12 protein-coding genes and 1 pseudogene are annotated in these 10,874 nt (G+C 58.0%); 12 read left to right on the top strand and 1 reads right to left on the bottom strand.

Annotated features, from left to right (window positions below):
- The first annotated feature begins 33 nt into the window (after positions 1–33).
- The 12 genes from rpoE (at position 34) to pdxJ (ending at position 10,586) form a co-directional block, all read left to right on the top strand.
- Positions 34–615 carry an RNA polymerase sigma factor RpoE gene (gene rpoE, locus GYM54_RS08115; protein WP_131650636.1) on the top strand — a complete coding sequence of 194 codons (582 nt, stop codon included), beginning with the start codon at positions 34–36 and terminating at the stop codon, positions 613–615.
- 31 nt (positions 616–646) lie between these two features.
- Positions 647–1,246, top strand: coding sequence for a sigma-E factor negative regulatory protein (locus GYM54_RS08110; RefSeq protein WP_131650635.1), 600 nt, complete (start codon positions 647–649; stop codon positions 1,244–1,246).
- An 8-nt stretch (positions 1,247–1,254) separates the two neighbouring features.
- Positions 1,255–2,199 (top strand): MucB/RseB C-terminal domain-containing protein, encoded by a 945-nt coding sequence (locus tag GYM54_RS08105; protein WP_181100555.1) that lies wholly within the window; start codon positions 1,255–1,257, stop codon positions 2,197–2,199.
- Positions 2,196–2,702, top strand: coding sequence for a SoxR reducing system RseC family protein (locus GYM54_RS08100; RefSeq protein WP_131650633.1), 507 nt, complete (start codon positions 2,196–2,198; stop codon positions 2,700–2,702). Before GYM54_RS08105 ends, GYM54_RS08100 begins: the two co-directional genes overlap by 4 nt.
- Complete coding sequence (locus tag GYM54_RS08095; protein WP_181100558.1) at positions 2,680–4,092, top strand: DegQ family serine endoprotease; 1,413 nt, start codon at positions 2,680–2,682, stop codon at positions 4,090–4,092. Before GYM54_RS08100 ends, GYM54_RS08095 begins: the two co-directional genes overlap by 23 nt.
- Before the next feature lie 196 nt (positions 4,093–4,288).
- A complete protein-coding gene (gene lepA, locus GYM54_RS08090) occupies positions 4,289–6,088 on the top strand; it encodes a translation elongation factor 4 (RefSeq protein WP_131650631.1) in 1,800 nt (599 codons plus the stop codon).
- Position 6,089: 1 nt separating this feature from the next.
- Entirely contained in the window at positions 6,090–6,947 is an 858-nt protein-coding gene (gene lepB, locus GYM54_RS08085; protein ID WP_197445582.1) for a signal peptidase I, read from the top strand.
- A gap of 89 nt (positions 6,948–7,036) precedes the next feature.
- Complete coding sequence (locus GYM54_RS08080; protein ID WP_131650629.1) at positions 7,037–7,414, top strand: DUF4845 domain-containing protein; 378 nt, start codon at positions 7,037–7,039, stop codon at positions 7,412–7,414.
- The gene (gene rnc / locus GYM54_RS08075) at positions 7,411–8,100 is read left to right on the top strand and encodes a ribonuclease III (protein WP_131650628.1); all 690 of its coding nucleotides are present in this window, start codon (positions 7,411–7,413) and stop codon (positions 8,098–8,100) included. The genes GYM54_RS08080 and rnc overlap by 4 nt, the downstream gene beginning before the upstream one ends.
- On the top strand, positions 8,093–9,004 hold the full coding sequence (gene era, locus GYM54_RS08070) for a GTPase Era (RefSeq protein ID WP_131650627.1): 912 nt from the start codon (positions 8,093–8,095) through the stop codon (positions 9,002–9,004). The genes rnc and era overlap by 8 nt, the downstream gene beginning before the upstream one ends.
- 150 nt (positions 9,005–9,154) lie before the next feature.
- Positions 9,155–9,847 (top strand): DNA repair protein RecO, encoded by a 693-nt coding sequence (gene recO / locus GYM54_RS08065; protein WP_374105182.1) that lies wholly within the window; start codon positions 9,155–9,157, stop codon positions 9,845–9,847.
- Positions 9,840–10,586 (top strand): pyridoxine 5'-phosphate synthase, encoded by a 747-nt coding sequence (pdxJ, locus tag GYM54_RS08060; RefSeq protein ID WP_197445584.1) that lies wholly within the window; start codon positions 9,840–9,842, stop codon positions 10,584–10,586. The genes recO and pdxJ overlap by 8 nt, the downstream gene beginning before the upstream one ends.
- A gap of 41 nt (positions 10,587–10,627) precedes the next feature.
- Here the strand turns inward: pdxJ and GYM54_RS08055 are convergent.
- Positions 10,628–10,869, bottom strand: a pseudogene (locus GYM54_RS08055) (DUF2905 domain-containing protein).
- Positions 10,870–10,874 lie beyond the last annotated feature (5 nt).

Here is a 10,874-nt window from a genome sequence, read left to right as displayed (position 1 = left end):
GCAGCACCCCTTCCAGGTCAGGGAGGAGTGTTTATGCTAACGCAGGAGCAGGACCAGCAACTGGTCGAGCGAGTGCAGCGGGGAGATAAGCGGGCTTTTGATCTGTTGGTACTGAAGTATCAGCATAAGATCCTTGGGTTGATCGTGCGCTTCGTACATGATTCCCATGAGGCGCAGGATGTTGCGCAGGAAGCCTTTATCAAAGCCTATCGCGCGCTTGCGAATTTTCGCGGGGACAGCGCCTTTTATACCTGGCTGTACCGCATTGCTATCAACACGGCAAAAAATCATCTAGTGGCGCGAGGAAGGCGGCCACCTGACAGTGATGTCAGTTCCGAAGACGCTGAATTTTATGAAGGCGACCACGCTCTCAAAGACATCGAGTCGCCGGAAAGAGCGCTTCTCAGGGATGAAATAGAGGACACAGTTCATAAAACCATACAGCAACTTCCAGAAGATTTACGCACGGCTCTAACACTGCGTGAATTTGATGGTCTTAGTTATGAAGACATTGCAAACGTGATGCAGTGTCCGGTGGGTACAGTCCGCTCACGGATATTCCGAGCGCGGGAAGCCATCGATAAATCTTTGCAACCCCTGTTGCATGAATCCTGAGACAGCGGCGATAGCCAAGAGAGGAACCGCCATGAGTCGTGAAGCCCTGCATGAATCGCTGTCCGCGGTGATGGATAACGAAGCGGACGAGTTGGAATTACGCCGAGTGCTCGCCGCCGATGGCGACACCGAAATGCGATCGACCTGGTCGCGTTATCAGATTGCTCGTGCCGCAATGCACAAGGAGCTGATTGAGCCGCGCCTGGACATCGCTTCGGCGGTATCTGCCGCACTAGCTGACGAGCCGGCCATCACAGTGGCCAAGCCACAGCGTTTTGCCTGGCGCAACATGGGGCGTATTGCTGTTGCAGCTTCGGTAACCGTAGCAGTACTAGCCGGAGTACGCCTGTACAATCAGAGCGAAGTTGCTGGTCCACAGATTGCTCAACAGGCTGCGCAGCCGAGCATCGCCGTGCCGCAGGCCAACCAAGGGCCAGCCGTATTGGCGGGCTACAGTGAGGGCGCAGGCGCACCGGAAGCTCAAGCAGCAGCTGCTGAGGGCTCTTCGGAAGGCTGGCATGAAAAGCGGTTGCCGGCGTATGTTCGTCAGCATGCTCAGCAGGCCGCTTTCGGTAGCGGTTCTGAAGGTGCACTGCCATATGCGCGTGCCGCCAGTATGGAAGAACGTTAAGGAACAACATGCGTGTAATACCGCTATGTGTGGTGCTTGGAGGCTGGCTATCGATGCCGGCCTTCGCTGCTGATGCCAGTACGTGGATGCAGCGTCTTGCGGTGGCTGAGGAGAAGCAAAGCTATCAAGGGACTTTCGTTTACGAGCGCAACGGCAGTTTTTCCAGTCATGCCGTCTGGCAGTTGGTGGAAGGGGAAGAGCTGCACGAGCGCCTCTTGCAGCTTGACGGTCCGCCGGTCGAGGTTTCATTGGTGGACGGCCAGGTCAAGTGCGCCAGCGAAGATCTAGCGTCTCAAATACGAGATGCCAAGCCATGGCGCCAGCAGCAGTTCGACCCCAAAAAGCTTTCCGATTGGTATACCTTCCAGGTAATAGGTGAGTCCCGGGTGGCTGGGCGTCCGACGGTGGCGCTGGCAATACGACCGCAGGATCAGCACCGCTACGGTTTTGAGTTGCATCTCGATCGAGAGACAGCGCTGCCGCTCAAGTCTCTGTTGCTTGATGAAAGCGGCCAATTGCTGGAGCGCTTTCAGTTCGTCCAGTTTTCGCCCTCGTCTGTCGAGCACGCGGACATAGAAGCCGGATCGGCCTGTGAGCCAGTCTCTGTGATTGCCGCGCAGGAGTCGACACCGAGCAAATGGCGATCGGACTGGCTACCGTCCGGGTTTCAGCTTCTCGATTCGAGCGTTCGCTCAAGTCCCGCGTCCGGTGAACCCGTAGCCTGGCTGTCCTATGGCGACGGGCTTGCTCGTTTCTCGGTATTTCTCGAGCGGCTGGAGGGCGCTGTCGTCGAAGATGCGCGCAGTCAGATGGGACCGACCGTGGCGGTATCCAAGCGTATTTCAACTACCACTGGCGACGTTATGGTGACGGTTGTTGGTGAGATTCCTCTAGGCACCGCCGAACGAGTGGCACTGTCGATGCGATCCGGGTCCGATCAGGCGACGCAATGATTGAGGAGCCCGGCCGCGTAATTGCAGTGGAGCCTGGCGCGGTCTGGGTTGAGACACGGCGTAGTAGCACCTGCTCCGGCTGTTCCGCCAAAAACGGGTGTGGCCAAGGCCTGATGGATAAACTTGGCGTTCACCAGCAGCGTGGGCTGATCCGGGCGTTGTCCGATTTCCATTTGGACGTAGGCGATTCGGTTATTGTCGGCATCCGTGAAAGCGTATTGCTACGCGGCGCCCTTCTTGTCTATCTTTTTCCGCTGATTGCGCTGCTGGCGCCTGCCCTCATTGCTTCTGAGCTTTCGGCTGCCGAGCCATATGTAGTGCTCTCGGGAGTTGGCGGTTTCCTTGCTTCCTGGCTGATCGTACGCAAGCGCAGTCAGCGAGCTGCCGATGATCCGGGGTTGCAGCCCATTGTGTTGCGCGCAATGCTGGCAACCACTGAAGGGTACGGTCAGGCCGGTTTGTTTTCGTCAAGGGAGAATGATGTTGAAGGTTCTACGCAATAGCGGCTTCGCTTTTTTCGCTGTGTTGTTTTTCTTGGGACAGGCTTCGGTGGCTAATGCACAGCTGCCGGATTTCACTCCATTGGTGGAAAATGCTTCGCCTGCAGTAGTCAATATCAGCACCAAGCAGAAGGTACCGGCTCGTGGTGCGAATCCGCACATGCCAGATCTTGAAGGGCTGCCGCCTATTTTTCGTGAGTTCTTCGAACACAGCATTCCGCGCATGCCGGGGGGCGGACAGCAGCGTGAGGCTCAGTCGCTTGGGTCTGGATTCATCATTTCCGCTGACGGTTATGTGTTGACCAATAATCACGTGGTTGCCGATGCGGACGAAATAATCGTTCGCTTGCCGGATCGCAGTGAGCTGGAGGCCAAGCTTGTCGGTGCCGACCCTCGTACCGACGTGGCTTTGCTCAAAGTCGAGGCGACAGGGTTGCCAACTGTCAAGCTGGGTCAATCCAGTTCGCTCAAGGTCGGCGAGTGGGTGCTGGCGATTGGTTCGCCCTTCGGCTTCGATCACACGGTTACGGCTGGCATCGTCAGTGCGACAGGTCGCAACTTGCCCAACGAAAGCTATGTACCTTTCATTCAGACGGACGTGGCAATCAATCCAGGCAATTCCGGTGGGCCATTATTCAACTTGCAGGGCGAAGTGATCGGCATCAATTCGCAGATATTCACCCGCTCCGGCGGTTTCATGGGGCTGTCGTTCGCCATTCCTATCGATGTGGCTATGGATGTTTCCGATCAGTTGCGTGCGGACGGCAAGGTCAGTCGTGGTTGGCTGGGCGTAGTGATACAGGAGGTCAACCGAGATCTGGCCGAGTCCTTTGGTCTGGAGCGTCCAGCCGGTGCGCTGGTGGCGCAGGTGATGGACGGAGGGCCGGCAGCCAAGGGTGGTCTACGGGTCGGCGATGTGATTCTCAGCGTTGACGGCAAAGACATCGATATGTCCGCCGACTTGCCACACATGATTGGTACGATCAAGCCGAACACCAGAGCGAAGCTAGGTATCGTTCGTGATGGCGAGCGCGAGACGCTTACCGTCACCATCGGAGCTTTGCCAGAAGAAGGCGAAGGAGTGGCGGCAGCCGATAGTCGTACAGAAAAAAGCAGCAATCGACTTGGCGTCAAAGTGTCTGAATTGAGCGCCGAGCAGAAGCGCAGCCTTGATTTGCCTGGTGGGGTGGTCGTGAGTGAAGTGCTGAACGGTCCTGCCGCAATGATCGGTTTGCGTCCAGGTGACGTGATTACCCATCTGAATAATCAGGCCATCGACTCCGCGTCGACCTTTGGCCGCGTTGCAGAACAGCTGCCGAAGAACCGCTCGGTCTCCATGCGGGTGCTGCGCCAGGGTCGAGCAAGCTTCATCACATTCAAGCTCGCTGAGTAGATTGATAGACGAAGAAAGAAAAACGGCCTCCGGGCCGTTTTTTTTGTGCTCGGAAGGACATTTCCAAGCGTGGCACTGCATTCGCAGAGCAGGGAAGCGGCCCCAGGGTCCGGCGTGGCGCTGAATAGACCTATCAGGTACACTTTGCGGCTATTTTCGGCGGGCAATCAGCCCGCGGCATATTGGGTGTTGAGCTGTGAGCGACCTGAGTCATATCCGCAATTTTTCCATCATCGCGCACATCGACCATGGCAAGTCGACCCTGGCCGACCGTTTCATTCAGATGTGTGGCGGTCTGACCGAGCGTGAGATGAACGCTCAGGTACTTGATTCGATGGACCTCGAGCGCGAACGAGGCATCACCATCAAGGCGCACAGCGTTACGCTTTACTACAAGGCTCGGGACGGCAAGACCTACCAGCTGAATTTCATCGACACCCCCGGACACGTTGACTTCACTTATGAGGTGAGCCGTTCGCTGGCGGCCTGCGAGGGTGCGCTGCTGGTCGTCGATGCGGGCCAGGGCGTCGAAGCGCAATCGGTTGCCAATTGCTATACGGCTATCGAGCAGGGCCTGGAGGTCATGCCGGTACTGAACAAGATGGACCTGCCGCAGGCGGACCCGGAAAAGGTCAAGGGTGAGATCGAGCACATTATCGGTATCGATGCGACCGACGCTGTCGCTTGCAGCGCCAAGAGCGGCATGGGTGTAGATGATGTCCTGGAGCGTCTGGTCGAGGTCATTCCGCCGCCGACAGGGGAGCTCGACGCACCGTTGCAGGCGTTGATCATCGATTCGTGGTTCGACAACTATCTGGGTGTCGTCTCGCTCGTGCGGGTGCGCCATGGTCGGATCAAGAAAGGCGACAAGGTACTGGTCAAGTCCACCGGCAAGGTGCATCAGGTCGATAGCGTCGGAGTCTTCAACCCCAAGCACACCAGCACTGCTGATCTGAAAGCGGGCGAAGTGGGCTTCATCATTGCTGGCATCAAGGACATCCACGGCGCGCCGGTCGGCGACACGCTGACACTGTCCAATACGCCGGACGTCGAAGTGCTACCAGGCTTCAAGCGCGTCAAGCCGCAGGTCTATGCCGGCCTGTTCCCGGTCAGCTCGGATGATTTCGAGGATTTCCGCGAGGCGCTGCAGAAGCTCACTTTGAACGACGCCGCACTGCAGTACGAACCTGAAAGTTCCGATGCGCTGGGCTTCGGTTTCCGTATCGGCTTCCTCGGCATGTTGCACATGGAAATCATCCAAGAGCGGCTCGAACGTGAGTACGATCTGGACCTGATCACCACCGCGCCCACTGTGGTTTACGAGCTGGCGCTCAAGAATGGTGAAACCCTCTACGTCGATAGCCCGTCCAAGCTGCCGGATCTGTCGTCGATCGAGGACATGCGCGAGCCAATCGTAAGGGCCAATATTCTTGTGCCCCAGGAGCATCTGGGAAGCGTCATTACCCTCTGTATCGAGAAGCGCGGTGTGCAGCGGGATCTGCAGTTCCTCGGATCGCAAGTGCAGGTGCGCTACGACCTGCCCATGAGTGAAGTGGTGCTGGATTTCTTCGATCGTCTGAAGTCGGTCAGTCGTGGCTATGCCTCGCTGGATTACAGCTTCGAGTGTTTTCAGTCGGCGAACTTGACCCGTTTGGATATTTTGATCAACGGCGACAAGGTCGATGCGCTGGCGCTGATCGTGCACCGTGACAATGCTCATTACAAAGGGCGCATCCTCGTAGAGAAGATGAAAGAGCTTATCCCTCGGCAGATGTTCGACGTGGCGATCCAGGCGGCAATTGGCGGTCAGATCGTTGCTCGGAGCACCGTCAAGGCGTTGCGCAAGAACGTTCTGGCCAAATGCTATGGCGGTGACGTGAGTCGTAAACGCAAACTTCTGGAAAAGCAGAAGGCCGGCAAAAAGCGTATGAAACAGGTCGGCAACGTAGAAATCCCGCAAGAAGCGTTTCTCGCGGTGCTGAAGGTAGATAGCTGATATGTCGATCAATTTCCCGCTGTTGCTGGTGATTGCCGTTGCAGTATGCGGTTTTCTGTCGCTGCTCGACCTGATGTTCTTTGCGCCGCGTCGTCGTGCTGCGATAGCGAACTATGAAGGTCGCACCGGTGGCCAGCCTGATCAGTCGACACTGGACGCCCTGAGCAAGGAACCGGTGCTGATCGAGTACGGCAAATCCTTCTTTCCAGTGCTGGCGATCGTCTTGGTGCTTCGCTCGTTTCTGATCGAGCCGTTTCAGATTCCATCGGGCTCGATGATACCGACGCTCGAGGTCGGCGATTTTATTCTGGTCAACAAGTTTGCCTACGGCATTCGACTGCCGGTGGTGGACACTAAGATCATCGACGTCAGCGATCCAAAGCGTGGCGATGTGATGGTCTTCCGCTATCCGAGTGACCCGAACATCAACTACATCAAGCGAGTCGTTGGCCTGCCGGGAGATATCGTCCAATACAGCAGCGACAAGCGGCTCACCATAAACGGCAAGCCGGTCCCCGAAGTGCTGATCGGCGAAGAGCCGGGCAGCCTGGGTAGCGCCAAGCTGTACCGGGAGCAGCTGGGCGAGGTCGAGCATCAGATCCGCAAGGAGATGGGTCGCTACCGAGTCGAGCCCAATCGCGAGTGGCGCGTCCCTGAAGGTCATTACTTCATGATGGGCGACAACCGCGACAACTCCAACGACAGCCGCTATTGGCAAGATGCAGCGATTCCCGCTGAGTTTGCCGGCATGGTTCCGGACCGCAATATCGTCGGTAAGGCGTTCGCCGTGTGGATGAGTTGGCCGGATCCGAAGTTCAGCAATCTGCCACACTTCTCCCGAGTCGGTTTGATTCACTGAGTCTGTGATTCAGGGCCGGGTTCCCCTGGCCCGGCTCGCTATATTTGAGCAGCCCCGATTGGTGGGTAACGTACGACATAGAGGTCGACATGAGTTTTGCTCGTTCGCAAAAAGGGCTGTCCATGCTGAGCTGGATCATGATGCTTGCGCTGGTGGCGTTCGTGGCCAGCACTGCTTTCAAGATGCTGCCGCACTATTTCGACTATATGTCCATGGACAAGATCATCAGCGGAGTCGAAAGTGACAAAACGATGGAAGTCCGCACCGTTCGGGACTTTTACAGCCATGTCCGCAAGGGGATGGATGTAAATGGCATTCGCGACCTCGATCTAGAGGAAGCAATGAAAGTCGTCATCGAGAACAATGAATTCAAGGTCCATCTGGATTACGAAAAACGCGAGCCCCTGATCCGTAACCTCGATCTTGTGGCGAACTTCGATAAAGAATATCGCCTAAGGATGCCGTGAGCACTTCGTTAGCCCGTCTCGAGCGCAAGCTCGGTTATCAATTCAAAGACCAGGAGCTGATGCTGCTGGCCCTGACGCATCGCAGCTATGCCGGACGCAACAATGAGCGTCTGGAGTTTCTCGGTGACGCCATTCTCAACTTCATCGCTGGCGAGGCACTGTTCAGCCACTTCCCACAGGCCAAGGAAGGGCAGCTGTCCCGCCTGCGCGCGCGGCTGGTCAAGGGCGAGACCCTCGCGGTGCTCGCACGAGGTTTCGAACTCGGTGACTATTTGCGCCTCGGTTCGGGTGAGCTCAAGAGCGGTGGATATCGCCGTGAGTCCATCCTGGCCGACACGCTCGAAGCCTTGATTGGTGCAATCTATCTGGACGCCGGCATCGAGGCCGCACGCGACCGCGTGCTCGCCTGGCTTGCCAACGAACTGCAAGGACTGACGCTGGTCGACACCAACAAGGACCCTAAAACCCGCTTGCAGGAGTTTCTGCAGTCGCGCGCCTGTGAATTACCGAAGTACGAAGTGGTGGCGATTCAGGGAGAACCGCATTGCCGCACGTTCTTCGTCGAGTGCCAGGTGTCACTGCTCAACGAGAAGACACAAGGGCAGGGCGCCAGCCGGCGCATTGCCGAACAGGTTGCCGCCGCCTCGGCATTGATCGCCCTTGGCGTGGAGAATGGCCATGACTGATGAACATCTGCAGGACGATGCGGTAAGCCGCTGTGGTTATGTCGCAATCGTTGGTCGTCCCAATGTCGGTAAGTCGACGTTGCTCAATCATGTGCTCGGGCAGAAGCTCGCAATAACTTCACGCAAGCCGCAGACCACGCGCCACAACATGCTCGGGATCAAGACCGAAGGTGCTGTCCAGGCCGTCTACGTCGATACGCCCGGACTGCATAAGAACGGCGAGACCGCTCTTAATCGCTACATGAACCGTACTGCCTCTTCGGCATTGAAGGATGTCGATGTGGTGGTGTTCGTCGTCGACCGCACGCGCTGGACCGATGAGGATCAGCTAGTGCTGGAGCGCGTCCAATATGTCGAAGGGCCGGTGATCGTCGCGGTGAACAAGACCGATCGCGTCGAGGACAAGGGCGAGCTGCTTCCGCATTTCGAGTGGCTGGCACAGCAACTGCCGAGAGCCGAGATCGTGCCGATTTCCGCTCAGCATGGGCAGAACCTGGATGTGTTCGAGAAGCTAGTGGCGTCGCACCTGCCGGAAGGCGAGCACTTCTTTCCGGAGGATCAGATTACGGACCGCAGTAGCCGCTTCCTCGCCGCTGAGCTGGTGCGCGAGAAGATCATGCGTCAGCTGGGCGCCGAAGTGCCTTACCAAATCACCGTCGAGATCGAGGATTTCAAGCAGCAGGGGCATGTTCTCCATATCCATGCGCTGATCCTCGTCGAGCGCGACGGACAGAAGAAAATCATCATTGGTGACAAAGGCGAGCGGATCAAACGCATCGGTCAGGAAGCGCGCAAAGACATGGAAGTGCTGTTCGATTCCAAGGTCATGCTCAATCTCTGGGTGAAAGTGAAGAGCGGCTGGTCCGATGACGAGCGAGCCCTGCATTCGCTGGGCTACCAGTAAGCGATAAGACGAGAAGAGCGCTGGAGGCTGGGGGCGAGCGGCTTCAAGCTTGAACCGATTGCTGGTATAGGCCAGGGGATTGGCCCAAGTTTTCCAGCTTCCAGCTTCCAGCTTCCAGCTTCCAGCTTCCAGCGCCTAGCCATGGACCCCATGCTTTCCCAGACCGCCTTCGTCCTGCATAGCCGTCCCTATCGCGAAAGCAGTGCTTTGGTGGATTTCTTCACGCCCGAAGGGCGGTTGCGCGCCGTGCTTCGTGGGGCGCGTGGGAAGGCGGGAACGTTGGCGCGGCCGTTCGTGCCGCTCGAGGTGGAATTTCGTGGGCGTGGCGAGCTGAAGAATGTCGGGCGGCTGGAAAGCGCCGGCCAAGCCTACTGGCTCGACGGCAACGCGCTGTTCAGCGGCATGTATCTCAACGAATTGCTGATTCGCCTGCTTCCCGCTGAAGATGCCCACCCGACCATGTTTGATCACTACGCCGCGACATTGCCTGCGCTGGCGGCCAAGCGCCCGCTCGAACCCATACTTCGTGCTTTCGAATGGCGATTGCTGACCGAGCTCGGCTACGGGTTCGCCCTCGATCAAGACATCGCTGGGCAGCCGATCGTCAGCACCGGGCTTTATCGATTGTTGCCGGATACCGGCCTCGAGCCTGTCGGTCAGTTTCAGCCGGGGCTATTCAATGGCGCGGAACTCCTGGCCATGGCCGAGGCCGATTGGGAAGTGCCTGGCGCTCTAGCCGCAGCGAAGCGATTGATGCGCCAGGCGCTGGCGCCACATCTGGGTGGTCGACCTCTGGTCAGCCGTGAATTGTTCATGAATATAAAGGAGGTCCCGCGTGACTGAAGCCAATCGAATCCTGTTGGGCGTCAATGTCGATCATATTGCGACGCTGCGGCAGGCGCGCGGCACCCGTTACCCGGACCCGGTCAAGGCGGCGCTGGACGCCGAAGAGGCGGGAGCTGACGGCATTACCGTGCATCTGCGCGAAGACCGTCGGCACATCCAGGAGCGCGACGTGCTGATGATGAAGGACGCGCTGCAGACCCGGATGAATTTCGAAATGGGCGTGACCGAGGCGATGCTGGCTTTCGCCGAGCAGTTGCGTCCGGAACATGTCTGCCTGGTGCCGGAAACGCGTCAGGAGCTCACCACCGAGGGTGGCCTCGACGTCGCTGGCCAGGAGTCGCGCATTCGTGATGCCATTGCTCGCCTGGCCGCCTGCGGTGCGGAGGTCTCTTTGTTCATCGACGCCGATCCGCGGCAGATCGAAGCGGCAGCACGCTTGGGCGCTCCGGCTATCGAACTGCATACTGGACGTTACGCCGATGCGCATAGCGTGGCCGAACGGGCCTGCGAGCTAGCGAGAATTCGCGAGGGTGTCGAGTTCGGTCTGAGCCACGGATTGATCGTCAATGCCGGGCACGGCCTGCACTACCACAACGCCGAGCCCATCGCGGCGATCCGTGGCGTCAACGAGCTGAACATCGGCCATGCGATCGTTGCCCATGCGTTGTTCGTCGGCTTCAAGCAGGCCGTCAAGGAAATGAAGCACCTAATCCTCACCGCCGCAGCACGAGGCTGATGAGTGCGGCGGTCCTGCGTTACGGTCGCCTCGACAGCCTGTCAGCGCCGAAACAGATTCAGCAGAATTGTCAGCAATACGCTCAGAATGATCATCGACGTGATGGGAATGAAGGTACGGCTGCGCTCCGACTCGATGCGGATATCGCCCGGATATCGCCCGGCAGCCTGCCAAACCAGCTCAGCAACCCGGGCGCGTAGTGGAGCACCACACCGAGCAGAAGCAACAACAGACCTGCGCCAATCAACCATTCGCCATACTGCCTCTCGTTCTCCTGTCGCACCCGAT

Source organism: Pseudomonas sp. MTM4, assembly GCF_019355055.1.
GTDB lineage: Bacteria > Pseudomonadota > Gammaproteobacteria > Pseudomonadales > Pseudomonadaceae > Stutzerimonas.
This window is presented reverse-complemented; position numbering and strand designations above follow the sequence as displayed.

What these genes read in the sequence shown, in the direction of transcription:
- GYM54_RS08095 (WP_181100558.1), top strand. Translation starts at nt 2,680, where the DNA reads ATGTTGAAGGTTCTACGCAATAGCGGCTTCGCTTTTTTCGCTGTGTTG.
- GYM54_RS08105 (WP_181100555.1), top strand. Translation starts at nt 1,255, where the DNA reads ATGCGTGTAATACCGCTATGTGTGGTGCTTGGAGGCTGGCTATCGATG.
- GYM54_RS08110 (WP_131650635.1), top strand. Translation starts at nt 647, where the DNA reads ATGAGTCGTGAAGCCCTGCATGAATCGCTGTCCGCGGTGATGGATAAC.
- lepB (WP_197445582.1), top strand. Translation starts at nt 6,090, where the DNA reads ATGTCGATCAATTTCCCGCTGTTGCTGGTGATTGCCGTTGCAGTATGC.
- rpoE (WP_131650636.1), top strand. Translation starts at nt 34, where the DNA reads ATGCTAACGCAGGAGCAGGACCAGCAACTGGTCGAGCGAGTGCAGCGG.
- recO (WP_374105182.1), top strand. Translation starts at nt 9,155, where the DNA reads ATGCTTTCCCAGACCGCCTTCGTCCTGCATAGCCGTCCCTATCGCGAA.
- GYM54_RS08080 (WP_131650629.1), top strand. Translation starts at nt 7,037, where the DNA reads ATGAGTTTTGCTCGTTCGCAAAAAGGGCTGTCCATGCTGAGCTGGATC.
- era (WP_131650627.1), top strand. Translation starts at nt 8,093, where the DNA reads ATGACTGATGAACATCTGCAGGACGATGCGGTAAGCCGCTGTGGTTAT.
- GYM54_RS08100 (WP_131650633.1), top strand. Translation starts at nt 2,196, where the DNA reads ATGATTGAGGAGCCCGGCCGCGTAATTGCAGTGGAGCCTGGCGCGGTC.